Below are 25,257 nucleotides of genomic sequence, written 5' to 3'. Positions count from 1 at the left end.
CGTCATGTCACGCACAAAGCTTATCCCTGACCCGCTGGTTTTTGCCCGTATCCGCGCCCTGATGCTGCTGTCGGGCGAGCGGGCCGCCAGCTTTGGCGCGGTGTCGCGCGCGACCGGGCTGGCCGCGCCGACGCTGGTGCAGCGATACGGCAGTCAGGAAGGCATGGTGCGGGCGGCGCTGCTCGATGGCTGGGATGCGCTGGACCGGGCGGCGGATGCGGCAGAGGGTGCGTCGGATCTGTCGGTCAAGGGCGCGCAGATGCTGGTCAAGGCGCTGAGCGAGGACAGCGGCGATGCGGCGGACCTGCCGCTTTTGGTGCGGCATCTGGATGACCCCACGCTGCGACTGCGGGCCATTGCCTGGCGGGTGCGGGTGGAGCAGGCGCTGGCGGTGCGTCTGGGCGGCGGGGCCAAGGGGCGCGAGGCGGCGGCGCTGCTGTTTGCCGCCTGGCAGGGGCAGTTGCTATGGCAGACTGTCGGCGACAAGGGCTTCAAGCTGAAAGACGCGGTGAAGCGGCTTACTTAGCGATGTAGGTTTTCCAGACCCAGGCCAGCACCAGCGCCCCAAGCACCGCGCCGACAAAGCCAGCCATCCAGCCGGTGATGGTGATCAGAAACCGCAGGGCAAAGCCGCCTATCAGCGCGCCAAAGACACCGATGGCCACCGTGGTCAGCACATCGGTTTCAAGTTTCATCATCCGCGTCGCCAGAAAGCCGGCGGCGGCACCGATGATGATCAGGGCGATGATGGGCATGGCTGGCCTCCGGTTGCGTCAGCCTCAATATGGGGGGCCGCGGGCGGAATGGCTAGGCCAGTCGCTAATCCAGCCGGGCGGGCAGGCGCAGACCTTTGAGAATCTCGGCGGCGGGCATCGGGCGCTTGCCCTCGCGTTGCGCCTCCACGATCTCGACCGCGCCGCTGCCGCAGGCGATGGTAAAGCCGTGCAGCACCTGCCCCGGCACGCCCGCGCCATCAGCAAGGCGGGAGCGCAGGAGTTTGACCCGCTCGGCCCCGATCTGCACCCAAGCGCCGGGAAAGGGCGACAGCCCGCGAATCTGGCGGTCCACCGTTTCGGCGGCTTGGGTGAAGTCGATCCGTGCCTCGGTCTTGTCGATCTTGGTGGCGTAGGTGACGCCGGTTTCCGGCTGCGGCTCGGGCGTCAGGCCGGGAAGCTGGTCGAGTGCTTGCACAATCAGCGCGGCCCCCAGGACTGACAGCCGGTCATGCAGATCGGCGGTGGTGTCTTGCGGCTCGATCAGCGTTTCCTGCCGCAGCAGCACCGGGCCGGTATCCAGCCCCGCCGCCATCTGCATGATGCAGATGCCGGTTTGCGTGTCCCCCGCCATGATCGCGCGGTGGATCGGCGCGGCCCCGCGCCACCGGGGCAACAGGCTGGCATGGATGTTCAGACAGCCAAGGCGGGGGGCATCCAGCACCGCTTGCGGCAGGATCAGGCCATAAGCGACCACCACGGCTATGTCGGCGTTCAGTGCGGCGAAATCCGCCTGATCGGCGGGGTCTTTCAGCCGCGCCGGGTGGCGCACCGGCAGGCCAAGCGCGAGCGCCTTTTGGTGGACCGGGCTGGGGCGGTCAGCCTTGCCGCGCCCTGCGGGGCGTGGGGGCTGGGTGTAGACGGCCACGACCTCGTGCCGGGCGGCGAGCGCTTCCAGCACCGGCACCGAAAACTCGGGCGTGCCCATGAAGATGATTTTCATATGCGTTTGCGCGCCTTTTCCGCCTTTGCGATCAGCATCTTGCGCTTGAGCGGCGAGAGGTGGTCGAAATACATTTTGCCCGCCAGATGGTCGATCTGATGCTGCACAGAGGTGGCCCAGAGGTTCACAAAATCGCGGTCCTCGACCATGCCCTGTTCATTCAGATAGCGCACTGTCACCGCGCGGGGGCGTTTGATCACGGCGGAGACGCCGGGCATGTTCGGGCTGGCCTCTTCATGTTCGCGCAATTGCCCGCTGGCGTGCAGGATTTCCGGGTTGGCCATGCGGATCGCCTGCCCGCGCGCGTCGGAGCAATCGACAACCGCCAGCCGCAGCGGCACCCCGATCTGCACGGCAGCAAGGCCGTAGCCGGGCATGGCATCCATCACCTCGGTCATCTCGGCCCAAAGCGCGCGGATCTCGTCGGTGATTTCCGTCACATCGGCGGCGGGGCTGCGCAGCACCGGGTGCGGCCATGGCATACAGGGGCGGGTCATGTGGCAATGGTTTCCAGATAGGCCGCTTCGGTCGCGGCGCGCAGATCAGGCGACAGGCGGTCAAAGGTGACAAGGCCGTCAAGGTGATCATATTCGTGCTGGGCACAGATCGCGGCAAACCCGGTCATTATTTCGGTATGACCCTGACCATTCTGATCGGTCCAAGACATGCGGATCTGCGTGGCGCGGGTGATGTCGGTGGTCACACCGGGGATCGACAGACAGCCCTCTGGCCCGGTGGCGGTGCTGTCAGAGCGCCACAGGATCTGCGGGTTGATGATGATGCGCGGGGCGGGTGTGCCCTCTTTCCACGTGATATCCATCACGAACAAACGCTTGAGCACGCCGACCTGCGGCGCCGCCAGCCCGCGACCGGGGGCGGCGTACATGGTTTCCAGCATGTCAGAGGCCAGCCCGGCCACATCCTCATCCGCCACCGGCGCGCAGGGTGTGGCGAGGCGCGGATCGGGCCATGTCAGGATCGGCAGGCGGGCCATCCTTAACCCTGCCGCGCGCGTTCACGCTTCAGCTTTTCCATCTTGCGGGTGATCATCTGGCGCTTGAGCGGGCCAAGATAATCGATGAACAGCTTGCCGTTCAGATGGTCGATTTCGTGCTGCACGCACGTGGACCACAGGCCGGAAAACTGCTCTTCCTGCTCCGATCCATCCAGCGCCTGCCATGTCACCCGCACCTCTGCCGGGCGGCGCACCTCGGCGTATTGGTCGGGGATCGACAGGCACCCCTCCTCATAGCTGGACAGGTCTTCCGACGCCCAGACCACGCGCGGATTGATCAGCGCCATCGGGCGCGGCGGGCCGTCCTTTATGCAATCCATCACCAGAACCTGCTGCATCACCCCGATCTGCGGCGCGGCGAGGCCGATGCCGGGGGCGTCATACATCGTCTCGAACATGTCTTCGGCGAGTTTGCGCAAGTCTCCATCAAAGACCGCCACTGTGTCACAGGGCTTCTTGAGGCGCGGATCGGGATGGATCAGGATGGGGCGGATCATGGGGATGATTTACGGCGCGGGCCGGGTTCGTGCAAGAGGCTGAGGCGCAGGGAAGTCTGTTCCGGCATATACCGCGCTTTCGGATCATTGCCCCGGTTGACATGACAGGATCAGACTGACTTTCTGCCCCAAGGGCTACACCCGGAACAAAGACCCCGCAACAAAAGGCTGTCCTATGGATTTCGACGATCAGATCAACCGCTTTGGCACCCATTCGGTGAAATGGGACATGATGGAGCGTCTGTATGGCGTGCCTGCGGACAAGGGGTTGTCGATGTGGGTCGCGGATATGGATTTCCGCCCGCCCCTTTGCGTGCAGGCTGCGGTCGAGAAAATGGCGGCGCATGGAGTTTACGGCTATTACGGCGATGATGCCGCCTATCGTGAGTCGATCCGCTGGTGGATGCAGACCCGGCATGGCTGGGCGCTGGACACGGCGCATATTTTCACCACGCATGGTCTGGTGAATGCGACCGGACTGGTGATTGATACCTATACCAAGCCGGGCGATGGCGTGATCCTGATGACGCCGGTGTATCACGCATTCGCCCGCACCATCAAAGCGGCCGGGCGCACGCTGGTGGAATGCGAGCTGCCGCTGGTGGACGGGCGCTATGAGATGGATTTCGCCGGTTGGGACGCGCAGATGACCGGGGCCGAGCGGATGCTGATTTTGTGCTCGCCGCACAATCCGGGCGGGCGGGTCTGGACGCGCGAGGAACTGCGCGGCGTGGCGGATTTCTGCAAGCGCCACGATCTGATTCTGGTGTCGGACGAGATCCACCACGATCTGGTGATGCCGGGGCACAAGCACCTGGCGATGCCGGTGGTTGCCCCCGACTGCGCCGACCGGCTGGTGATGCTGACCGCGACGACCAAGACTTTCAACATCGCAGGCGCGCATATCGGCAATGTGATCATCGCCGATGAGGCGTTGCGGGCAACGTTTGCCAATAAGATCATGGCGATGGGGATTTCCGGCAACTCCTTTGGCATGAACATGGCCGAAGCCGCCTATTCGCCCGAGGGCGCGGTCTGGGTCGATGCGCTGGTGGATTATCTGGATGGCAACCGGCGGCTGTTCGACGCGGGGGTGAACGCCATTCCCGGCCTGCGGTCGATGCCGCTGGAAGCGACGTACCTGTCTTGGGTGGATTTCACCGGCACCGGCATGGCCCCGGCCGAATTCAAGGCGCGGGTGGAAAAGGCGGCGCAGATCTGTGCCAACCATGGCGAAACATTCGGTACGGGCGGCGAAAGCTATCTGCGCTTCAACATCGCCACACCCCGCGCGCGGGTCGAGGAGGCGGTGGCGCGGTTGAAAAGCGCGTTTGGTGATCTGCAATAATGCAATGAGCGGGCGCCGTCGCGGCCCCTACCCCGTGACGGATCAAGCGCGCGGCAGGTAAGCCACCGGCGCGTTTTCATCGCGCCAGAAATCCAGCGGCGCCTTGTCGGTTACAGCGGTTGATCGTTTGAATTCGCAGACCAGATCACCGTTTTCAAGCGTGGAGGCGACGATCAGGCATTGGAACACATGATTGGCCCCGTCATAGACATCGACCAGCCCGCGCAGGTGTGGGGTAAGGTCGCCATCCAGCACAAAGCCGTCATGCCAGAAGCGCAGCACCGGAAACACCGCTTCGCCCACCTGAACCCGCAGACGGGATTTGCGCTTTGCCTCGCGCTTGCGCGCGGCATCCAGCCCATCACGGATGTCTTGTGGCAAAAATTCCAGCACGTCGCCCTCCCAAGCCTATACGTAACAGTCTGATCTACATTCGGTTAAAATCAAGTCAATCAGATGACAGGGCGTAGAGAACTGTGAAATCGGGCTGCTGCACCGGGGTTTTCCCGCTGTTTTGTGACAGGGGCCCGGCCCTGCCCCCTGTCGCCAACCGAATCAGCGGTGTAAGGCACGGGCGGTGCAGGGCCTGTCCTGCGGTAAGAGGGATTGCGCCGGAATGACCTTGTTCCTTGCCATGCTGCTGGATGCCGCGCTGGGAGAGCCGCGCGCGATCTGGGACCGTTACCCGCATCCGGCGGTGCTGATGGGCCGGGTGGTGGGCGCGCTGGACCGGCGGTTCAATGCCGGGCGGGCGCGGAAGGCAAAGGGGGTTGCGGCGCTGGTGGCGATGGTGCTGGGCGCTTGCGGGCTGGGGCATCTGATCGCGCTGGTGCCGGATTTCGGCGTGCTGGAAGGCATCGTGGCGGCGATCCTGCTGGCGCAGAAATCGCTGGTCGATCATGTGCGCGCGGTGGCGACCGGCCTGCGCCAGTCGCTGCCTGCGGGGCGGCAGGCGGTGGCGATGATCGTGGGCCGCGACACGGCGGCGCTGGACGAGCCTGCGGTGGCGCGGGCGGCGATCGAGAGTGCGGCGGAAAACCTGTCGGACGGGGTGATTGCGCCCGCGTTCTGGTTTCTGATCGGCGGGCTGCCATTGATGCTGGTCTACAAGATCACCAACACCGCCGACAGCATGATCGGCCATCGCACCGAACGACACGCCCAGTTCGGCTGGGCCGCGGCCCGGTTTGACGACCTGCTGAACCTGATCCCGGCGCGGCTGACGGCGGTGCTGATTGCAGTGTCCCATGGCTGGACGCATGCGCGGCCCATTCTGCGCGACGCGCCGTTGCACCGCAGCCCGAACGCGGGCTGGCCCGAGGCGGCGATGGCGGTGGTGCTGAATGTCTCGCTGTCGGGGCCGCGCGCCTATCATGGGGTGATGTCGGAGTTTCCCTGGGTCTGGCCCGAGGGGCGGCGCAATGCCGGGCCTGCCGATGTGGAGGCCGCCTGCCGGGCGCTGTGGCGGGCCTGGGGGCTGATGCTGGTGCTTGTCGGGTGCGTGGCGCTGATCTAGGGTCTGGCCATGCGTATTGCCCTTGCCCTCGCTCTGATGAGCGGCCCCGCCCTTGCTGCGCCCTGTGATGGCGCGTTGTCCGACTTCACCGCCGCGATGACCGCCGAGGCGGTGGCCGCTGGCCTGCCCGAAGATGCCGCGCGCCGCTATCTGGCGGGCGCGCGGATTGATGAGGGTGTATTGAAGGCGGATCGCTCGCAAGGCGTGTTCCGCATGAGTTTCATCGACTTTTCCCGACGGCTGATCTCGCAGAACCGGCTGGAAAAGGGCCGCGCCCTGGCCGCGCAACATGCGGCGATCTTTGACCGGGCGGCGGCGGACTATGGCGTGCCGAGGGGCATTCTGCTGGCGTTCTGGGCTTTTGAGACCGATTACGGCGCGGTGCAGGGCGATTTCAACACCCGCGATGCGCTGGTGACTTTGGGCCATGACTGCCGGCGGCCCGAGCTGTTTCAGCCGCAGATTCTGGCGGCGATTGCGCTGCATGACAAAGGGGATTTGCCCACTGATACAACGGGCGCCTGGGCGGGCGAGATTGGCATGGTCCAGATGCTGCCCGCCGATATTCTGGCGCGTGGGGTGGATGGCGACGGCGACGGGCATGTGACGCTGAAAACCTCTGTGCCCGATGCGCTGCTGTCAGGCGCACGTCTGCTGCAGCACCATGGCTGGCAGGCGGAGCAGCCATGGCTGGCCGAGGTCACGCTGCCTGCGCAGATGGATTGGGCGCTGTCGGGGCTGGAGGGGCAGTTGCCTGTGGCAGAGTGGCAGGCGATGGGGGTCACCGGGCGCGAAGCGCTGCCGGAGGGCACCGCATCGCTGATCCTGCCGCAGGGGCGGTTCGGCCCGGCCTTCCTCGCCTATCCCAATTTCCACACGCTGTTCGACTGGAACCAGAGCTTTACCTATGTGCTGACCGGGGCCTATTTTGCGACCCGGCTGGAAGGCGCGCCGGTCTATGACGCGGGCAGCCCCGAGCCGGGGCTGGAGGACACGCAGATGATGCGGCTGCAGGAAAAGCTGGCGGCGCGCGGGCATGATGTGGGCAAGATCGACGGAATTCTGGGGTCCGACACCCGCAAGGCGGTGCAGAAGGAACAACAGCGCCTTGGCCTGCCCGCCGATGCCTGGCCGACCAAAGCGCTGCTGGAGGCGCTGTGATCTGAAGGAGCGGCTGCGCCGCGCGCGATGTCTCGGCAAAGGCGAAGAGCCTTTGCCTCGGGGTTGGGGGGGCGCTGCCCCCGTCCTGCGGACTCCCCCGGAGTATTTGAAAAGCAGCAATGCAGAAGAGATTCAGTAGCCCTCACCCGGCTGGCGTTGGGCGCGGCGCCAGCGGATCAGCTGGGCAACGGCCAGTTCGGCAACACTGGCCCAGTGGTGCAGGCCTTGTCGGTCGCCCGCCTGCACCCGCATCGACAGGCGGGTTTCGCCGTTGTTGATGTCCATCGCGGCGTTGGGGTGCGCGGCGTTCCACTGCGCGCGTTGCGCATCATTGGCGCGGACCGGCCAATGCAGGGCAAGGTGCCACACATCACCCTCCGGCGTGGCGGTGAAATCGACCGAAGCAGCCCAGAGCCGGGCGTGGAGGATGTCGCCTTCGGCCTCCACGGCCAGAAAGCCCGCCTGCCGCAACGCCTCGATCATGCGACCAGTGCCTCGGCTTTTTTCAGGTCGACGCTGACCAGCTGGCTGACGCCCTGTTCGGCCATGGTGACGCCGAACAGCCGGTCCATCCGTGCCATGGTGACGGCGTGGTGGGTGATGATCAGAAAGCGGGTTTCGGTCCGGCGGGCCATCTCATCCAGCAGATCGCAAAAGCGGGTGACGTTGGCATCATCCAGCGGTGCGTCCACCTCATCCAGCACACAGATCGGCGCGGGGTTGGCGAGGAAGACGCCAAAGATCAGCGCCAGCGCGGTCAGGGTCTGCTCGCCGCCCGAGAGCAGCGACAGGGTGGCCAGTTTTTTGCCAGGTGGCTGACACAGGATTTCCAGCCCCGCCTCCAGCGGGTCGTCGGATTCCACCAGCACAAGCCGCGCTTCGCCGCCGCCGAACAGGTGGGTGAACAGCGTGGCGAAGTTCTGGTTGACCTGTTCAAACGCGGTGAGCAGACGCTCGCGCCCTTCCTTGTTCAGGCCCGAGATCCCGGCGCGCAGCTTTTTGATCGCCTCTTCCAGATCGGTCTTTTCCTTGAGCAGGGTGGCGTGTTCGCCTGCCACCGTGGCCATGTCTTCTTCGGCGCGCAGGTTGACCGCGCCCAATGCATCGCGCTGGCGTTTCAGGCGCTGCACCTCGACATCCAGGGTTTCGGCGTCGGGCATCTTGTCGGGGTCAACGGCCAGCGAGGCCAACAGTTCGGCGGGGGTGCAGTTTGCGTCTTCGGCGATGCGCTCGGCGGCATAGGCCACGGTTTCGCGGGCGGCGTCGTTGCGGGCCTCGGCGCGGGCACGGGCCTCGCGCGCTTCACCGTTCAGGCGTTCGGCGTCGCGCTCGGCCAGTTGCGCATCGCGCAGGGCGGCTTCGGCCCCGGCCAGCGTCTCGGCGGCTTTGCGGCGGCGGGCTTCGGCGGTGTCGATGGCGTCAGAAAGTTCCTCGCGCTTGGCGGCAAGCTCTTCGGGGGCGGCGCTGGCCTCTTCGAGTTCTTCCTCGGTCTCGGCGCGGCGTCCGGCCAGCTCGGAACTGCGCTTTTCCGCCGTTTCCAGACGGTGACGCCAACCGGACAGCTCCTTGGTCGCCTCTTGCCGGCGGCGCACACGCGCTTCGCCTTCACGGCGCAGCTCATCATGGGCGGAGCGGCGGGTGAGCATGGCCAGACGCGCCGCTTCGACCGCGACCTTGGCCGCCTCCACCCGGTCGCGGGCTGCGTCAAGATCGGGCAGCTCGGTGGCGGCGGCATCCGCCTCGCGCAGACGGCTGCGCGCCGACATCGCCTCGTCCTCAAACCGCGCCACGGCCAGTTTGGCCGATTCCAGCTTGCCCCCGGCGATCGAGGCCTCGGCTTCGGCGCGGCTGGCGGCGCGGTTGGCTTCGGTCACGCGGGCATCGGCGGCGCGGCGGGCGTCGCGGGCCATCTGATCGGCGCGGGCCAGATCGGCAAGCCGGGCTTGCAGCGCCTCATGCGCGCGCTTGGCCCCTTCGGCGCGGGCGGAGATCTGCTCCAGATCGAGTTTCAGCTGCACCAGCCGGTTGAGCTGTTGCAACCGGGCGGCAGCGGCAGAGGGCGCATCCTCGGCAGAGGCGCGGAACCCATCCCAGCGCCACAGGTCGCCCTCAAGGCTGACAAGGCGTTGGCCGGGCTGAAGCAGCGGTTGCAGCGCAATGCCTTGGGCGCGTTCGACCAAGCCGATCTGGCTGAGCCTGCGGTCCAGCACACCCGGCGCGCCGACGTGGCTGGCAAGCGGCTGCGCGCCTTTGGGCAAAGGCGCAGTGTCGTCATAGCCGGGCAGCACGGCCCAGCCGGAGCGGGCGTCGGCGGCGACTTCGGGCGCGCGCAGATCATCGGCAAGGGCTGCCCCCAGCGCCTTTTCAAAGCCGGGCTCTACCGTCAGGCGGTCCAACAGCTGGCGGCCCGCCTGCGACTCGCGATCGACCAGCCGGGCAAGGGCCGCGACTTCGGCGCGCAGGGCATTGGCCTCGCCTTCAGCTTCGCCGCGCGCGGCGCGGGCCTCGGCCTCGCGGCCCTGAACCTCGGACCGGGCGGTTTCGGCCTGTTCCAGCGCTTCTTCGGCAGCCTCGGCCAGCGCGGCGGCGTCTTCCTGCCCTTCACTGGCGCTGGCATAAGCCTCGGCGGCGGCTTCGCGTGCGGCTTCGGCGGCCTCGACCATGTCGCGGGCGCGGGCGGCTTCGGCTTCGGCCCGGTCCACGGTGGCGCGGGTGTCGGACAACAGGCGCTGCACCGACTGGTGGCGGGCGGCAAGGCGGGCGGAGTCTTCTGTGGCCTGCGACAGCAGGGTTTCGCGGTCGGAGAGGATCGCCCCCGCCTCACGCGCTGTATCTGCCGCCTCTTGCAAACGCTCATCATGGCCATCATGGGCGCGCAGCAACTGCTCGATTTCCCAGTCCAGACGGGTGATGGTTTCGCCCGCGTCGCGGTTCAGCCCGGCCTCACGCTCCATATCGCGGTCCAGCTGGGTGATCCGGCCCCTCAGCGTGTCGATCAACTGCATCGCGCGGGCTTCCTGATCGCCCAGCGCGTCGCGTTGCAACACCAACCGTTGCAGGATGGCAGCAGCAACCGCGGCTTCCTCGCGCTTGGGTGGCAGCGCGTCTTCGCGCGCCTCGCGCGCTTTGCTGCTCGCGCGGGCGGCGGCATCGGCCTTGCCTGCAGCCACCAGCCGGTCGCGCAACTGCGCCTCGGCCTCGGCGCGGGCCATGTCGGCCTCGCGCCAGCGGCGGAACAGCAGCATGCCCTCGGACCGGCGCAGGTCTTCGCCGATCTCGCGGTAGCGGGCGGCTTGCCGGGCCTGACGGGTCAGGGTCGCGACCTGTTGCGCCAGACCTTCGAGCACGTCATCGACGCGCAGCAGATTCTGCTCCGCGCCCGACAGTTTCAGCTCTGCCTCATGGCGCCGCGCATACAGACCCGAGATCCCGGCCGCCTCTTCCAGAATGCGGCGGCGCGCCTTTGGCTTGGCATTGATCAGTTCCGAAATCTGGCCCTGACGTACCAACGCGGGGGAGTGTGACCCGGTTGAGGCATCGGCAAACAGCATCTGCACATCGCGCGCCCGCACGTCCTTGGCATTGGCCTTATAGGCCGAACCGGCATCGCGGGTGATCCGGCGCACGATTTCAATGGTGTCGGCATCGTTGAAGCCCGATGGCGCCAGCCGGTCCTGATTGTCGATCACGATCGAGACTTCGGCAAAGTGCCGCGCGCCGCGCGTGGCGGCCCCGGCAAAGATCACATCCTCCATCCCGCCGCCGCGCATCGCGGTCGGGCGGTTTTCGCCCATGACCCAGCGCAGCGCCTCCAGCAGGTTGGATTTGCCACAGCCGTTTGGCCCGACCACGCCGGTCAGCCCCTCATGGATCACCAGATCCGTGGGGTCGACAAAGCTTTTGAAGCCATTGAGCCGGAGCCGGGAAAAACGCAAATCTGCCTCGTTGAGTCGCAAGGCGGTGATGGTCGTGCATCGGGGCAGGCAGAGTCAACCGGGCCTCCCCCGTATCTGGCGGTTTGCCGCGGGTTATCCCCAAGATGTTGGCCCATTGCAGCGGCGACCGGTTTGGCGTTTTCTGGTCGGGAGAAGCGAGAAAACCGCGCATGACCCCGCATCAGGCCCTCGATCCCTATGACTGGCCCGCCGTTTTGCGGCTGATCCAGACCGAATTTGCCTCGATGGAGGGGCGGATCGACCCGCCCTCGTCGATGCAGGTGCTGACGGTCGAGGCGATTGCCGAACACGCACGGCGGGGCGAGGTCTGGGTGACCGGCACGCCGCCCGTGGCCTGCATGATCCTGACGCCAAAGCCGCAGGCGCTGTATCTGGGCAAGCTGGCGGTCGCGGACTCACATCGCGGCAAGGGGTTGGCACGCGCGCTGGTCGAGGTGGCCGCCACGCGCGCCCGTGTGCTTGGCCTGCCAGTGCTGGAACTGCAGACTCGGGTCGAGTTGGTCGAGAACCACGCCGCCTTCCGCGCCATGGGCTTTGCCGAAGTCGGGCGTACCGCCCATCCGGGCTATGACCGGCCCACCAGCGTAACCTTTGAGCGCGCGGTCTGAACCGGGAAACAAACGCCGCTTTGGCGCAGCCCCTTCCCCCGGACAGGCGCAGCGCACGTGAAAGACCGACTGCCGCCTCAGCCACCCTTTCCTTTTGCGCCAAAGGTCTTAGGCTTGGCAAAACAGCCAAAGGCCGCGCCGATGCTTCACGCCCTGATTGCGATTCTGAGCCTTCAGCTGCTGGGCGAGACAGCCGCCCGCGCCCTGTCGCTGCCCCTGCCCGGCCCGGTGCTGGGCATGGTGCTGATGCTGGCGCTTCTGGTCGCCTCGCGCCGGTTTTCCGCCCTGATCCGGCCCACCGCGCAGGGTATTCTGGCGCATCTGTCGCTGCTGTTTGTTCCCGCCGGGGTCGGGGTGGTCGGCCATTTTGCCACGCTGGGCGGCCAGACCGCCGCGATTGCGGTCGCGGTTGTCGGCTCCACCATCCTCGCCATCGCTGTCGGTGCGCTGACCTTTGCGGCCGTGGCCCGGCTGACGGGGGCGCGGGATGACTGATTTCGCCGAGATCTGGAGCTATCTGTCCCAAGGCCCGCTGCTGTGGCTGACCGCCACCCTGATCGCCTATGCGCTGGGGGATGCCTGTTTCCGGCTGGCGGGGCGCAACCCGGCGGTCAATCCGGTGCTGATCGCGGTGGCCCTGCTTGCGGCGCTGCTGCACCTGACGGCCACGCCCTACGCCACCTACTTCGAGGGCGCGCAGTTCGTGCATTTCCTGCTGGGACCGGCCACAATTGCCCTCGCCCTGCCGCTCTATGACAGCCTGCCCAGCCTGCGCCGCGCGGTCTGGCCCACGGTTGCGGCGCTGGTCACCGGCTCGCTGACCGCTGCACTGTCGGCCCTTGCCATCGGTGCGGCGCTGGGGCTGGATGCCACGGTGCTCGCCTCGCTGGCGCCCAAGTCGGCGACCGCCCCGGTGGCCATCGGCATTGCCGAACGCATCGGCGGTTCGCCGACGCTGACGGCGGTTCTGGTGATCCTGACCGGGATCACCGGGGCGGTGGTGGCGACGCCACTCCTGAACCTGCTCCGGCTGCGCGACTGGCGGGCGCGTGGCTTTGCGGTCGGGCTGACCAGCCATGGCATCGGCACCGCCCGTGCGCTACAGGTCCATCCCACCGCCGGGGCCTTTGCAGCGCTCGGCATGGCGTTGAATGCGATTGCAACGGCGCTGGTCGCCCCGTTTGCCCTGTCCCTGTTCCTGCAAGGAGTCCCATGACACCCACCCTTCTCGGCCTCTGCGGCTCCCTTCGGGCCGCCTCGACCAACCGCCTGCTGATGCACGAGGCGGTGCGCGTCTTTGGCGCGTGCCGCTTTGTCGACGGCAACCTGCGCCTGCCGCTTTACGATGGCGATCTGGAGGCGGCAGGCATTCCGCCCGAGGTGCAGACTCTTGCCGACCAGATCGCCGGGGCCGATGCAATCGTGATCGCCACGCCGGAATACAACAAGAACCTGTCCGGCGTGCTGAAAAACGCGCTCGACTGGGTCAGCCGCACCAAAGGCGCGCCCTGGCGTGACAAGCCCGTGGCCATCGTCTCGGCCGCCGCAGGCCGCGCCGGGGGCGAGCGGTCGCAATTCTCGCTGCGCCATTGCCTCACCCCGTTCCGCCCGTGCCTGCTGCCGGGGCCAGAGGTGTTCATCGCAAATTCCGGCGCGGCTTTTGACGATCAGGGCCAGCTCAAGGATGAGCGTTCGGGAAAAGGCCTGACCGAGCTGATGCAGCTTCTGCGCAGCAAAACGACAGACTGAATTGCTGCTTTAAAAATACTCCGGGGGGGCCGCAGGCGGGGGGCAGCGCCCCCCTCCCCCGCAGGTCAAAGCCGCAGCGCCTTAAAGTGAAGCGCCGACGCGGAACCCTTCCGGCACCCGGTCCACCCCGTCCAGCACCAGATCGACCATCACCTGCGCCACCTTGGGGGCCATGCCAAAGCCGATCTTGAAGCCGCCATTGGCCACATATTCCCCCGCCCGCCCCGGCCATGCGCCCAGCATCGGCGCGCGGCTGCGGGCGCGGGGGCGGATACCGGCCCAGCGTTCCAGCACTGGCGCTGCCTGCAACGCGGGCACAGCGGCGACGGCGCGGGCCAGCAGCGCATCGCATTGCGCATCGACGGACACCGGATCCTCCCACTGGTTTTCCGAGGTGGAGCCGATGGCCACCGTGCCGTCTGCATGCGGCACGATGTGCAGCCCATCGACCTGCATCTGCGGCAGATCACGGGCGTCATGCGCCAGCAGCAGCGCCTGCCCCTTGACCCCTGCCCCGACCCTGCCGCCCAGATCCGCGTTCAGCGCCAGCAGGCCCGCAAGGCCGGTGGCCCAGATCACCGGGCCGGTGGCCTCGGCCTCGCCGATGACCACCTCTCCCCCTTTGGCACGGACTGCGGCGACCAGCGCCGCCGCAGCCAGACGCGGGTGCAGGCGGGCCGACAGGGTGTCGTGGATCAAAAGCCCGGTTGGCGTGGCCGGTTCCCAGCCTGCGCCGGTGGCGGGCACCACCTGCCACGCGGCGCGGCCCTGCCACAGGCTCTGCGCCTCTGACGCGCGGTCGTTTGCGCGGGCGACCGCCTCGGCGCTGTCCAGCGGCTGCAGCCGGCCCAGACGGGCGTAGCCGGTCGGCAGGCCAGAGGCCTCGGTGACCCCGGCCCAGAACGGTTCGGCCATCAGAAGGCTGTCAAGCTGGAAGGCTTTCTTTTCGTTCCAGTTTTCCGGCACATGCGGGGCCAGTGCGCCGACCACCCCGCCCGAGGAGCCCGCACCAATGCGCGCGGTCTCGATCAGCCGCACCCGTGCGCCGCGCCGCGCCGCCTCCCATGCAATCGACAGGCCAAAGATGCCGCCGCCCCTTATCGTCAGATCGGGTCTTGTCATTTCCTGCGCCTTCTGACCATGGATGGCCCCGATTTGGACTCCCCCGCGCGAGGCATAGGGCAAATGTCGGAACTCGAACAGGGTGCAGCGTCTGGCGCCGACGGTCTGGACTGGCGCGACGGGGTGATCCCGGTGTCGCGCCGGTTTGATGACCCGTATTTTTCGCTCAATGACGGGCTGGCAGAGACGCGGCATGTGTTTCTGGCGGGCAATGGCCTGCCAGACCGGCTGTGCGACGGGTTTCACATTGCCGAGTTGGGTTTTGGCACCGGGCTGAACCTTTTGGCGGTGCTGATCGCATGGACTGCGACGGGCCGACCGGGGACGGTCCGCTTCACCAGTTTCGAGGCCTATCCGATGCCCGCCGCCGACATCGCCCGCGCCTTGGCGCATTTCCCGCAAGCGCAGAGTGTGGCTTCCGAGTTTCTGACCCATTGGGACAGCGGTGCGCGTCAGTTCCGCCTGCCGGGGGTGGCGGTCGAGGTGATCATCGGCGATGCGCGCGAGACGCTGCCCGCGTGGCGGGGCGCGGCGGATGCGTGGTTTCTCGATGGGTTCTCGCCCGCCAAGAACCCCGAGCTGTGGTCGCCCGACATCATGGCCGAGGTGGGGCGGCACACGGCAGCGGGCGGCACCTGCGCCACCTATACCGCCGCCGGGCATGTGCGGCGCAGCCTGTCCGAAGCCGGTTTCACCGTCACCCGCCAGCCCGGACACGGGCGCAAGCGGCATATGACGGCGGGCACGCGATGAGCCGCAACCCACGCCTGGGCATCTGGCTGATGGTCGCGGCGGTCGCGGCCTTTGCCGCGCAGGATGGCTTCTCGCGCTATCTGGCCAGCGAATACAACACGCTGATGGTGGTGATGGTGCGCTACTGGGTGTTTGCGGGCTTTGTGCTGCTGCTGGCGTCGCGCCGCCCCGGCGGTATGCGCGCCGCCGTCGCCTCGCGCCATATGCCCGTGCATGTGGCGCGGGCGCTGCTGCTGGTGGGCGAGATCTGTGTGATCGTCTGGGGCTATACGCTGATCGGGCTGATCGAAAGCCATGCGGTGTTTGCGATCTGCCCGCTGCTGATCGCGGCGTTTTCGGGCCTGATCCTGGGCGAGCGGATCATCTGGCAACGCCGGCTGGCGATTGGCGCGGGGATGATCGGGGTGATCGTGATCCTGCGGCCCGGCATGGGGGTGTTCACCCCTGCGGCGCTGCTGCCGCTGGCGGCGGCGGTGATGTTCGGGCTCTATTCGATCCTGACCCGGCTGACGACGCGGGACGAGCCGACCTTTCCGTCCTTCTTCTGGCCCGGCGTGATCGGCGCTGTGGTCATGACGGTGCTGGGCCTGCCGAACTGGCAGCCGGTGGCTGTCACCGACCTGCCGCTGCTGGCGGTCTATACGGTGCTGTCGATCTTTTCGCATTGGCTGCTGCTGAAATGCTATGAGCAGATCGAAGCGTCGCGGGTGCAGCCCTATGCCTATCTGCAGATCGTCTTTGTCACCGGGATCGGGATGACGGTTTACGGGGAAACCCTGAGCCCGCTGGTGGCTTTGGGCGCGGGCATCATCATTGCGGCGGGGCTTTATGCGCTGTCGCTGGAACGGGCGGCAAAGACATGAGTGTGACGCAGAACACAAAGCTGGGCATCTGGCTGATGGTCGGCACCACGCTGATCTTTGCGGTGCAGGACGGGCTGTCACGCCATCTGGCCGGGACGTACAACGTCTGGATGGTGGTGATGCTGCGCTACTGGTTCTTTGCCGCCTTTGTCATCGCGCTGGTCTCCCGGTCTCCCGGCGGGATCCGGGCGGCGGTGCGGTCGCGGATGCCAAAGCTGCAGATGCTGCGCGGCGTGCTGCTGGCGCTGGAAATCTGCGTGATGGTGCTGGCCTTTATCGCGCTGGGACTGGTCGAAAGCCATGCGGTGTTTGCGACCTATCCACTGCTGATCGCCGCCCTGTCCGGCCCCATTCTGGGCGAGACCGTGGGCTGGCGGCGGTGGCTGGCGATCGGCGTCGGCTTTGTCGGCGTGGTGGTGATCCTGCAACCGGGGTATGGCGTGTTCCGGGTCGAGGCGCTGATCCCGCTGGCGGCGGCGCTGATGTTTGCGCTGTATGGCCTGCTGACCCGCTATGTCGCGCGCACCGATGCGGCGATGGTGTCGTTTTTCTGGACCGGGACCACGGGTGCGGTCGTGATGACCGCCATCGGCATCTGGCATTTCGAGCCGATGACGCCGGGCGATATGGGCTGGATGGCGCTGTTGTGCATGACCGCCGCGCTGTCGCACTGGTGCCTGATCCGCGCCTATGAGGTGGCCGAAGCCTCGGCGATCCAGCCGCTGGCCTATCTGCAACTGCCCTTTGCCACGCTGATCGGGCTGTTCGTGTTCGGCGAGGAATTGCGGCTGAATGTGGCGATGGGGGCCGGGATCGTGGTGGCCGCCGGGCTGTTCACGCTGTGGCGGCAGCATGTGAAAAGCAAGCGCCCGGTCTGAGCCGTGGCGCCGCCCGCGCGGGAGTATTTTCAAAGCAGCAATCCGGGGTGGTCAGCCTTTGAGTTCGGCGGTGACCTTGACCGGGCCGGGGCTGCCGCGCAGCTTGGCACGGTAGAGGATGACGCCTTCGACCACCCGCATCACATAGGTGCGGGTCTCCGTAAAGGGGATCGACTCCACCCAGTCGATGACATCGACATCCGGGCTACGTGGGTCGCCGTATTCGGTCATCCAGCGGCGCGGGCGGCCGGGGCCGGCGTTATACCCCGAGGCCACCAGCGCGATGGAGGGGCCGAATTCGTCGACCAGTTGCTTGAGGTAGGCGCTGCCGAGGGTGGCATTATAGCCGGGGTCGCGGGTCAGGCGGCCCGCGTCAAACGGCAATGAGACCTTGGTCGCCATCATCTTGGCAGTGCCGGGCAACAGCTGCATCAGCCCGCGCGCATCGGCGGTGGAGCGGGCGGCGGGCTCGAATTCGCTTTCACGCCGCGCGATCGACAGGGCAAAGGCGCGGCTGACGGCAAGGCCGTCAGGCACCAGATCGGTGACCGGGTAATAGGCGCGCGGCAGGATCACGCTGCGCTCGGCCGCATGTTTGCCGACCAGCACGGCAATATGCGGCTCGTTCAAAGCAAGGGCCATGTCGCCCAGCTGATCCAACCCGGTGGCGTCGAGGCTTTCGGCCAGATGCAGCCAAAAGCGTTTGGCCAGATTGCGGTCGCCCGCGCGCAGGGCCAGCAGCGCCGCCTGATGCACCGAAGACCGGGTCCACGCGGCCTGCCGCCAGTCGGCGGGGCGCGGGGCGTTGATCAGGCTGGCATCGAGCTGCAGGCCCAGCTTTTCGGCGGCCAGCAAGCCGTAATAGGCAGTCTGGTGGCGCGCGGCGGCCTGATAGGCGCGCTGCGCCGCATCACGGGCGCCCGCCGCTTCCTGCGCGCGGCCCTGCCAGTAGAGCGCGCGCGACAGGGAAATCGGCGTGGCCACCCCGGCCTCCAGATGGCGGAAGTGTTCCAGCGCGCGGGCAGGATCATTCAGGCGGCGCAGGGCGATGAAGCCGGACAGAAACTCCAGATCGGCATAGCCGCCGCCAGAGGTCAGGTGATGCGCCGAGGCCACGCGATACGCCTCGGCCGGGCGGTTCTGCCGCATGAGCCAGCGGGTCAGAATTGCGCGGCGTTGTGCCCAGGCCTGCGGATCGCCCAGACTGGCGGCAGAGGCGCTGCGCTCCAGGATCAGCGGCAGGGCCTCGTCATACATGTCGCGTTTCATGCGCCAGATGAACCGCTCGAACGCCAGACCGGGATCGGCGGCGCGGACATTTGGCACGGCGTTGATCAGCGTGTTGACGCCATTGGCCCCGGTCTGCAGGGCCAGACGGGCCTTGGCCAGCGCCTGCCAATCGGCGGGCAGGCGCGACATCATCCGTTCCGCCTCGACCCGGCGGCCCTGCCACAACAGGCGGTCCATCCGCAGCTCGTGCACCAGTGCGACCGATTTCGGGGCGAGCGACAGGAGCGCCGCTTCCTGTTCGGCGGTGAGGGTCAGGTCGGACCACGCCTGCATCGCCCGGTCTTCGGCCTGATCCGCCCGCCCCAGCGCCTGCAGCGCGCGGACCAAAGCGACCGCCCCTTCGCCGGTTTGCGGCGCGGTTCCGGCAAAATAGGCGACCACCCGCTCGGGCGAGGTGGAGCGGGCGACGGCGGCCTCGCCCTTTTGCCGCAGATACGGCAGGCCCGGCCAGTCGGGGCGGCGTTGCAGGAAAGACTCGTAGTCGCCCAGCAAGCCATCCCCGGCGCGAAGCTTGTTCCAAGCTACCAAATCGCGGGCAACCTCATGCGGGGCAATGGCGGTGGCCCCGGCCCAGTCTTTGGCGGCGATCCGGGCCAGCACCTGCCGCATCGCCTGCGTGTCATCGGCCTGAACCGGGCCCGCCAGCGCAAGGGCAAGCGCAAAGGGGGCCAGAAGGCCGGTGATGGTTCCTGTCATCGTTTTTTTTGTTTGTCTGCTCATGCGCCGGATTTTGCCTGAAGCGGCCAAAGCCGACAAGCCACGATCCTGTCAACGGCGGCGCAAATCCCCCCCGGATCTGCGGCAAAAACGCTGTGCTTGGCAATTGCGCGCACCCCGGATAATCAAGGCAGGATTTTTCAGCCCAAGCGACTCGGATACCCCCGTCGCTGCTAACAGGAGTCTGCGTGCCATGATCAAAGGGTCCATCCCCGCCTTGGTTACGCCGTTCAAGAACGGCGAACTCGATCTGGATACGCTGAAGAAGCTGGTCGACTGGCAGATCGCTGAGGGCTCGCACGGGCTGGTTCCGGTCGGCACCACCGGCGAAAGCCCGACGCTGAGCCATGAAGAGCATGAGGCGGTGATCGAGGCGGTGGTCAGGTTTGCCGATGGCCGGGTGCCGGTCATTGCCGGGGCCGGGTCGAACAACACGGTCGAAGGCATCCGCCTGATCCGCCATGCCGAGCGCGTGGGCGCCGATGCGGCACTGGTGGTGACGCCCTATTACAACAAGCCGACGCAGGCCGGGCTGATCGCGCATTACACCGCCCTGCATGATTGCTGCACGCTGCCGATCATCATCTACAACATTCCGGGCCGGTCGGTGGTGGATATGTCGCCCGAGACCATGGGCACGCTGGCAAAGCTGCCGCGCATTGTCGGGGTCAAGGATGCCACCGGCAAGATCGAGCGCGTGTCGATGCAGCGCGAGACCTGCGGCAAGGCGTTCATCCAGCTGTCGGGCGAGGATGCCACGGCCTTGGGCTTTAACGCCCATGGCGGCACCGGCTGCATTTCGGTCACGGCCAACGTCGCCCCGCGTCTGTGTGCCGAGTTCCAGAATGCCACGCTGGCCGGGGATTACCGCACTGCCCTGCAGATTCAGGACCGGCTGATGCCGCTGCATGAGTCGATCTTTATCGAACCGGGTCTGGCCGGGGCCAAATACGGGCTGTCGCTGCTGGGCCGCTGCACTGAGGAGGTGCGGCTGCCGCTGGTGGCGCTGACCGAGGGCACCAAGGACAAGATCAAAGCGGCGATGCGCCATGCCGGGCTGCTGAACGGAGGCTTTGACGGGACGGGGATAGCCGTTCTACGTGGCTTGACCTGACCCGTTGCAAAGGGGGGCTGACTGCCCCCCTTGAACCCCCCGTGAGTGTTTCCGCCAAGATGAAATCAGAGGCATAGGGCGCGGCCTGCTGCGCTCCGGCGTCGATCCTTCAGACAGTCAGACAGGGCCCGATGTTCCAGAACGACAACCTGCGCGGTGCGGCTTTCATGATCCTGTCGATGGCGGGGTTTGCGGTCGAGGATATGTTTCTGAAAGCCAGCGCCCGCGTGATGCCGATGGGTCAGGCAGTGCTGATCGTCGGGCTGGTGGGCATGGCGGTGTTTGCGCTGATGGCGCGGCGGATGGGGGAGCCGGCATTTCACCCGGCGCTGATGACGCGCGGGCTGGCGATCCGGTCGGGGTTCGAGGTGTCGGGGCGGCTGTTCTATGCGCTGGCCCTTGCGCTGACGCCGCTCTCCACCACTTCGGCGATCCTGCAGGCCTCGCCTTTGGTGGTGGTCGGGGGCGCGGCGCTGTTTTTCGGCGAGCGGGTCGGATGGCGGCGCTGGTCGGCGGTGGCTGTCGGTTTTGTCGGCGTGCTGATCATCATCCGGCCCGGAATGGACGGATTTTCGGCGCTGTCGCTGCTGGCGGTGGCGGGGATGCTGGGGTTTGCCGGGCGCGATCTGGCGACGCGGGCGGCGCCAAAGGTGATGTCGAACCGGCAGCTGGGGGTGGCGGGTTTTGCCATGCTGGCCTTGGCCGGCGTGATCATTCTGGGCTGGACCGGCGGGGCGGTCTGGCCGGATGCACAGGGTTGGGCGCTGCTGGCGGGGACGGCGCTGTTTGCGGTGCTGGGGTATCACGCCCTGACCTCGGCGATGCGGACCGGCGAGATCGGGTTTGTCACGCCATTCCGCTATGTGCGACTGGTGTTCGCGATGGCTCTGGCGATGGTGTTTTTCAACGAACGGCCGGATCTGGCGACGCTGATCGGGTCGACGCTGATCGTCGGCTCGGGGATCTATACGCTGGTTCGGGGCAACCGGAAAACCACGCCGCCGCCGGGCAGCCTGCCGCTGTAGGCCGGTCAGTTCGGGCCGCCATCTGGACTTGGGATCAAAGCGCGCTTATGTGAAGCGGATGGCCAAGATATCCGACCCAAACTCCAAGCTGATTGCCGAAAACCGCCGGGCGCGGTTCGATTACCATATCGAATCCGATCTGGAAGCCGGGGTCATGCTGCAAGGGTCCGAGGTGAAGTCGCTGCGCAAGGGCGGTTCGAACATCGGCGACAGCTATGCGAGTGTCGAGGGCGGCGAGCTGTGGCTGATCAACGGCTATATTGCGCCCTATACCCAGTCGAACCACTGGGACAGCCATGACGAACGCCGCCGCCGCAAGCTGTTGGTGTCAAAGCGCGAACTGGCGCGGCTGTGGAATGCTACCGCGCGCGAAGGCATGACGATTGTGCCGATCAAGATGTATTTCAATGATCGTGGCATCGTCAAAATCAAGCTGGGTGTGGCCAAAGGCAAAAAGCAGGCCGACAAGCGCGAAACCAGCGCCAAGCGCGACTGGGACCGGCAGAAGGCCCGGATCATGAAGCAGAACCACCGCGACTGAGTTCCGCCGTCCGGGGGACTTCGGCCCTGCTGAACGCGGGTTTTTTCGGGTATGGCGGGCGTCTGATCTGCGTATGGCCAACGTATGGCATCTGTCATGACGTGTGTGCGTTGAGAAAATAAAGCGCGTTCGCCGGAGTATGCGTTGTTCGTCGGGCGTCAGAAACTGGCTTACTCGGGAACAGCGGCGTGGCGCAGTGCATGACCGGACAGAGCCCAGACCGCGTGATGCTGCCCCCGCAATGAACGGCGACTTTTCCGGGCACGCAGATGGTATTTGCGCAAGAAGCGGGTCGGTCTGGAGGAACGGTTTCACTAAGCAGCTCCCAAACCACAGCAAATGGAGATGGGAATGCTTCTCAACGGAAAGACAATTATTATCACGGGCGCGAGCAGTGGTATTGGAGCCGCCGCCGCCAGAATTTTCGCAGCTGAAGGTGCGAAGCTGGTTCTCGGAGCGCGCCGCGCCGAACTGCTTGAGCAAATCACAGAGGACATTTCTGCCAACGGTGGCGAGGCGGCTTTCCTCGTGGGGAACGTCGAAGACAGGGGCTACGCCGAAGCGTTGGTGAAGCTTGCGGAGTCGCGCTTTGGCGGCCTCGACGGCGCTTTCAACAATGCTGGTGTCACCGGAGAAATGGGACCAATCCCCGACATGGCAGACAGCAATTGGCATAAGGTGATGGCAGTAAACCTTAATAGCGGGTTCTATGCGGCCAAGTTCCAGATTCCCGCGATGCGCAAACGCGGTGGCGGTTCGATTGTGTTCACCTCTTCATTCGTGGGACACACAATCGGTTTGCCCGGCATGGGGGCCTACGCCGCTGCAAAGGCGGGGCTTATCGGCATGACGCAGGTTCTGGCGGCAGAACATGGGCCCGAAAACATCCGCGTGAACGCGCTCCTCCCGGGTGGCACGATGACGCCCATGGCCGGTGATGATGCCGGTTTTCATGAAGTCGTGCGCGGTTTCCACGCGCTCAAGCGCATGGCAGAGCCGTCCGAAATCGCCAACGCAGCGTTGTTCTTGCTTTCTGACCACGCTTCTTTCGTGACCGGCAGCGCCATGATCGCCGATGGGGGAAACTCCATAAATAAACTGTAGAACGATAAACCGGACACCGGCAAACAAACCGCCAGTGTCCGGTTTGTCCCGAGGTGTGGTCCTGCGTCATCCCGATTGGCGCAGCTCCCATCTGCCCCCAGACCCGGCGTCTGGGTTGGCCAAAACCACGGGCACATCGCCTGCACCCTTGCCCTGCGCCCCTTTGCCGATATATGCCGGGGCTGACCCGCGCGGAGCATGACACATGACAACCCTCGTGACCCAATCGCCCCTCGACGACCCGAAAACACTGGTGTCGACCGACTGGCTGGCCGCCCATCTGAAAGACCCGGACCTGCGGGTTCTGGATGCGTCGTGGTTCATGCCCGACTCTGGCCGCGATGCGCGGGCGGAATACGCCGCCGCCCATATTCCCGGCGCCCGGTTCTTCGACATCGACGAGATCAGCGATCACCGCTCGAACCTGCCGCATATGGTGCCGCCGGTGGAAAAGTTCATGAGCCGGATGCGCGCCATGGGCGTGGGCGACGGGCATCAGGTGGTGGTCTATGATGGTTCGGGGCTGTTTTCGGCAGCGCGGGTCTGGTGGACGTTCCGGCTGATGGGCAAGATGGATGTGGCCGTGCTGGATGGCGGCTTTCCCAAATGGCAGGCCGAGGGGCGCGAGGTTGAGGATATGCCGCCCGTGGTGCGCGACCGCCACATGACCGTCAGCCGCCAGAACCAGCTGGTCAAGGATGTGACTCAGGTGGCCCATGCCGCCAAGCTGGCGCAGGCCGAGATCATCGACGCCCGCGCCGCTGCGCGGTTTCGTGGTGAGGTGGCAGAACCTCGCCCCGGTTTGCGGGCGGGGCATATTCCGGGGTCAAAGAACGTGCCGTTCGGTACGCTCTTGAACGCTGATGGCACCATGAAGGCCCCTGCCGATCTGAAAGCGGTGTTCGAGGCGGCGGGGGTGGATCTGTCGCGCCCGGCGATCACCTCTTGCGGGTCGGGCGTGACCGCCGCGATTCTGAGCCTTGCTCTGGAACGGATCGGTCACCGCAGCCATGCGCTCTATGACGGATCATGGTCCGAATGGGGCATGTACGAAGACCTTGCCGTCGCCAAAGGATAGGCCAATGCTGGAAGTTCTGAACCCGCAACCGCAGGACAAGATCCTGCAACTGATCGCGATGTACCGCGATGACCCACGCGACACCAAGATCGACCTTGGCGTTGGCGTCTACAAGGATGCCACCGGCCTGACCCCGGTGATGCGGGCGGTGAAGGCGGCGGAGAAAAAGCTGTGGGAGGTGGAGGTCACCAAATCCTACACCGGGCTGGCCGGGGAGCCTGCGTATAACGCGGCGATGGTGGGAATGATCCTGGGCGAGGGCTTTGCGGACCGTGCGGCATCGGTGGCGACTCCGGGCGGCACTGGGGCGATCCGGCAGGCGCTGGAGCTGATCCGCATGGCGTCGCCGGGCGCAACGGTCTGGCTGTCAAACCCGACATGGCCGAACCATCCGTCGATCATCCGCTATCTTGGCATGAAAATGGCCGAGTACCGTTATTTCGATGCCGAGACTCGCGGTGTGGATTTTGCGGGTGTTTTGGAAGATCTGGGCCGCGTCGCCAAGGGTGACATCGTGCTGCTGCATGGATGCTGCCACAACCCGACCGGCGCGAACTTCACTGCTGACCAGTGGGCGCAGGTTGCCGATGTGCTGGAGGCGCGTGGCGCCATTCCGTTCATCGACCTGGCCTATCAAGGCTTTGGCGACGGGCTGGAGGAAGACGCGGCCGCCACGCGGATGATCGCCGCGCGGTTCCCCGAGGTGCTGATTGCGGCGTCGTGTTCGAAGAACTTCGGGATTTACCGCGAGCGCACGGGCGTTCTGATCGCGCTGACCGAACCCGCGCGCCGCGCTGTGGTGCAGGGCAATCTGGCTTACCTCAACCGCCAGAACTACAGCTTTCCGCCCGATCACGGCGCGCGGCTGGTGACGATGATCCTGGAAGATGACGCCTTGCGCGCCGACTGGAAGGCCGAGCTGGAAGAGGTGCGGCTGAACATGCTGTCCTTACGCAAGGCGCTGGCGGAAGAGCTGCGCCGCGCAACCAACTCTGACCGTTTCGATTTCGTGGCCGATCATCGTGGCATGTTCAGCCGCCTTGGCCTGACCGAGACACAGGTGAATGTGCTGCGCGACGATCACGGGATTTACATGGTGGGCGACAGCCGCATCAATATCGCCGGGCTGAACGCCCGCACCGTGCCAATTCTGGCGGCGGCGATTGCGAAAGTCTCGGGCTGAGCCAAAGCTCTGACAGATGAAAG

27 protein-coding genes are annotated in these 25,257 nt (G+C 66.1%); 17 read left to right on the top strand and 10 right to left on the bottom strand.

All coding sequences use genetic code 11. The annotated features are described in order from the left end of the window. Positions 1–4: 4 nt before the first annotated feature. Positions 5–526 carry a transcriptional regulator gene (locus D1012_RS05430; protein ID WP_118150321.1) on the top strand — a complete coding sequence of 174 codons (522 nt, stop codon included), beginning with the start codon at positions 5–7 and terminating at the stop codon, positions 524–526. Here the strand turns inward: D1012_RS05430 and D1012_RS05425 are convergent. From D1012_RS05425 to def (D1012_RS05405), 5 genes are all read right to left on the bottom strand, one after another. Then, positions 519–755, bottom strand: a complete 237-nt coding sequence (locus D1012_RS05425; RefSeq protein ID WP_118150320.1) for a GlsB/YeaQ/YmgE family stress response membrane protein — start codon at positions 753–755, stop codon at positions 519–521. The genes D1012_RS05430 and D1012_RS05425 overlap by 8 nt on opposite strands. Positions 756–819: 64 nt before the next feature. Continuing rightward, positions 820–1,716, bottom strand: a complete 897-nt coding sequence (gene fmt / locus D1012_RS05420) for a methionyl-tRNA formyltransferase (RefSeq protein WP_118150319.1) — start codon at positions 1,714–1,716, stop codon at positions 820–822. Next, positions 1,713–2,198, bottom strand: a complete 486-nt coding sequence (gene def, locus D1012_RS05415) for a peptide deformylase (protein WP_435530904.1) — start codon at positions 2,196–2,198, stop codon at positions 1,713–1,715. The genes fmt and def (D1012_RS05415) overlap by 4 nt, the downstream gene beginning before the upstream one ends. A gap of 11 nt (positions 2,199–2,209) precedes the next feature. Beyond that, positions 2,210–2,710: a peptide deformylase gene (gene def / locus D1012_RS05410; RefSeq protein ID WP_118150317.1), complete on the bottom strand. Its 501-nt coding sequence runs from the start codon at positions 2,708–2,710 to the stop codon at positions 2,210–2,212. Between the two features lie 2 nt (positions 2,711–2,712). After that, positions 2,713–3,228, bottom strand: coding sequence for a peptide deformylase (def, locus tag D1012_RS05405; protein WP_118150316.1), 516 nt, complete (start codon positions 3,226–3,228; stop codon positions 2,713–2,715). Positions 3,229–3,403: 175 nt separating this feature from the next. Between def (D1012_RS05405) and D1012_RS05400 the strand changes: the two genes are divergently transcribed. Then, the gene (locus tag D1012_RS05400; RefSeq protein WP_118150315.1) at positions 3,404–4,576 is read left to right on the top strand and encodes a MalY/PatB family protein; all 1,173 of its coding nucleotides are present in this window, start codon (positions 3,404–3,406) and stop codon (positions 4,574–4,576) included. A 42-nt stretch (positions 4,577–4,618) separates the two neighbouring features. Here the strand turns inward: D1012_RS05400 and D1012_RS05395 are convergent, their stop codons facing one another. Beyond that, a complete protein-coding gene (locus D1012_RS05395) occupies positions 4,619–4,969 on the bottom strand; it encodes a hypothetical protein (RefSeq protein ID WP_118150314.1) in 351 nt (116 codons plus the stop codon). Between the two features lie 223 nt (positions 4,970–5,192). Here D1012_RS05395 and cbiB point away from each other — a divergent pair, with 223 nt between their 5' ends. Together cbiB and D1012_RS05385 are read left to right on the top strand one after the other, a co-directional pair. Further along, on the top strand, positions 5,193–6,092 hold the full coding sequence (cbiB, locus tag D1012_RS05390) for an adenosylcobinamide-phosphate synthase CbiB (RefSeq protein WP_118150313.1): 900 nt from the start codon (positions 5,193–5,195) through the stop codon (positions 6,090–6,092). 9 nt (positions 6,093–6,101) lie between these two features. After that, on the top strand, positions 6,102–7,253 hold the full coding sequence (locus tag D1012_RS05385; protein WP_118150312.1) for a lytic murein transglycosylase: 1,152 nt from the start codon (positions 6,102–6,104) through the stop codon (positions 7,251–7,253). Positions 7,254–7,385: 132 nt separating this feature from the next. Here D1012_RS05385 and D1012_RS05380 read toward each other — a convergent pair whose 3' ends face one another. Further along, the gene (locus tag D1012_RS05380; RefSeq protein ID WP_118150311.1) at positions 7,386–7,736 is read right to left on the bottom strand and encodes a hypothetical protein; all 351 of its coding nucleotides are present in this window, start codon (positions 7,734–7,736) and stop codon (positions 7,386–7,388) included. Next, the gene (gene smc / locus D1012_RS05375) at positions 7,733–11,188 is read right to left on the bottom strand and encodes a chromosome segregation protein SMC (RefSeq protein ID WP_118150310.1); all 3,456 of its coding nucleotides are present in this window, start codon (positions 11,186–11,188) and stop codon (positions 7,733–7,735) included. The genes D1012_RS05380 and smc overlap by 4 nt, the downstream gene beginning before the upstream one ends. A gap of 170 nt (positions 11,189–11,358) precedes the next feature. Between smc and D1012_RS05370 the strand changes: the two genes are divergently transcribed. The 4 genes from D1012_RS05370 to D1012_RS05355 all read left to right on the top strand — a co-directional run bounded on the left by D1012_RS05370 (position 11,359) and on the right by D1012_RS05355 (position 13,566). Continuing rightward, positions 11,359–11,817, top strand: a complete 459-nt coding sequence (locus D1012_RS05370; RefSeq protein ID WP_118150309.1) for a GNAT family N-acetyltransferase — start codon at positions 11,359–11,361, stop codon at positions 11,815–11,817. Positions 11,818–11,958: 141 nt separating this feature from the next. Then, positions 11,959–12,312, top strand: coding sequence for a CidA/LrgA family protein (locus D1012_RS05365; RefSeq protein ID WP_118150574.1), 354 nt, complete (start codon positions 11,959–11,961; stop codon positions 12,310–12,312). Continuing rightward, positions 12,305–13,033, top strand: coding sequence for an LrgB family protein (locus tag D1012_RS05360; protein ID WP_118150308.1), 729 nt, complete (start codon positions 12,305–12,307; stop codon positions 13,031–13,033). The genes D1012_RS05365 and D1012_RS05360 overlap by 8 nt, the downstream gene beginning before the upstream one ends. Next, a complete protein-coding gene (locus D1012_RS05355; protein ID WP_118150307.1) occupies positions 13,030–13,566 on the top strand; it encodes an NADPH-dependent FMN reductase in 537 nt (178 codons plus the stop codon). The genes D1012_RS05360 and D1012_RS05355 overlap by 4 nt, the downstream gene beginning before the upstream one ends. 81 nt (positions 13,567–13,647) lie before the next feature. Here the strand turns inward: D1012_RS05355 and D1012_RS05350 are convergent, their stop codons facing one another. Beyond that, on the bottom strand, positions 13,648–14,688 hold the full coding sequence (locus D1012_RS05350) for an NAD(P)/FAD-dependent oxidoreductase (protein WP_118150573.1): 1,041 nt from the start codon (positions 14,686–14,688) through the stop codon (positions 13,648–13,650). A 63-nt stretch (positions 14,689–14,751) separates the two neighbouring features. Here D1012_RS05350 and mnmC2 point away from each other — a divergent pair, with 63 nt between their 5' ends. Genes mnmC2 through D1012_RS05335 form a run of 3 tightly spaced genes read left to right on the top strand, consistent with a single transcriptional unit; the run spans position 14,752 to position 17,182 of the window. Then, on the top strand, positions 14,752–15,441 hold the full coding sequence (gene mnmC2, locus D1012_RS05345; protein ID WP_118150306.1) for a tRNA (5-methylaminomethyl-2-thiouridine)(34)-methyltransferase MnmC2: 690 nt from the start codon (positions 14,752–14,754) through the stop codon (positions 15,439–15,441). Then, positions 15,438–16,304 (top strand): DMT family transporter, encoded by an 867-nt coding sequence (locus tag D1012_RS05340; protein ID WP_118150305.1) that lies wholly within the window; start codon positions 15,438–15,440, stop codon positions 16,302–16,304. Before mnmC2 ends, D1012_RS05340 begins: the two co-directional genes overlap by 4 nt. Then, on the top strand, positions 16,301–17,182 hold the full coding sequence (locus tag D1012_RS05335) for a DMT family transporter (protein WP_118150304.1): 882 nt from the start codon (positions 16,301–16,303) through the stop codon (positions 17,180–17,182). The genes D1012_RS05340 and D1012_RS05335 overlap by 4 nt, the downstream gene beginning before the upstream one ends. A 51-nt stretch (positions 17,183–17,233) precedes the next feature. Here the strand turns inward: D1012_RS05335 and D1012_RS05330 are convergent, their stop codons facing one another. After that, entirely contained in the window at positions 17,234–19,168 is a 1,935-nt protein-coding gene (locus tag D1012_RS05330; protein WP_118150572.1) for a lytic transglycosylase domain-containing protein, read from the bottom strand. A 214-nt stretch (positions 19,169–19,382) separates the two neighbouring features. Here D1012_RS05330 and dapA point away from each other — a divergent pair, with 214 nt between their 5' ends. From dapA to D1012_RS05300, 6 genes are all read left to right on the top strand, one after another. Then, positions 19,383–20,303, top strand: coding sequence for a 4-hydroxy-tetrahydrodipicolinate synthase (gene dapA / locus D1012_RS05325; RefSeq protein ID WP_118150303.1), 921 nt, complete (start codon positions 19,383–19,385; stop codon positions 20,301–20,303). A gap of 131 nt (positions 20,304–20,434) precedes the next feature. Next, a complete protein-coding gene (locus D1012_RS05320; RefSeq protein ID WP_118150302.1) occupies positions 20,435–21,328 on the top strand; it encodes a DMT family transporter in 894 nt (297 codons plus the stop codon). 58 nt (positions 21,329–21,386) lie between these two features. Next, complete coding sequence (gene smpB, locus D1012_RS05315) at positions 21,387–21,869, top strand: SsrA-binding protein SmpB (RefSeq protein WP_118150301.1); 483 nt, start codon at positions 21,387–21,389, stop codon at positions 21,867–21,869. A 351-nt stretch (positions 21,870–22,220) separates the two neighbouring features. Next, positions 22,221–22,973, top strand: a complete 753-nt coding sequence (locus tag D1012_RS05310; protein WP_118150571.1) for an SDR family oxidoreductase — start codon at positions 22,221–22,223, stop codon at positions 22,971–22,973. A gap of 205 nt (positions 22,974–23,178) precedes the next feature. Next, positions 23,179–24,051, top strand: a complete 873-nt coding sequence (sseA, locus tag D1012_RS05305) for a 3-mercaptopyruvate sulfurtransferase (RefSeq protein WP_118150300.1) — start codon at positions 23,179–23,181, stop codon at positions 24,049–24,051. 4 nt (positions 24,052–24,055) lie between these two features. Next, positions 24,056–25,234, top strand: a complete 1,179-nt coding sequence (locus D1012_RS05300) for an amino acid aminotransferase (RefSeq protein ID WP_118150299.1) — start codon at positions 24,056–24,058, stop codon at positions 25,232–25,234. The last annotated feature ends 23 nt before the right edge of the window (positions 25,235–25,257 follow it).

The organism is Pseudotabrizicola alkalilacus (assembly GCF_003443995.1).
In the GTDB taxonomy this organism is placed as follows: Bacteria; Pseudomonadota; Alphaproteobacteria; order Rhodobacterales; family Rhodobacteraceae; genus Pseudotabrizicola; species Pseudotabrizicola alkalilacus.
The sequence above is the reverse complement of the archived record's forward strand: the minus strand, read 5'-3'. Positions and strand labels throughout refer to the sequence as shown.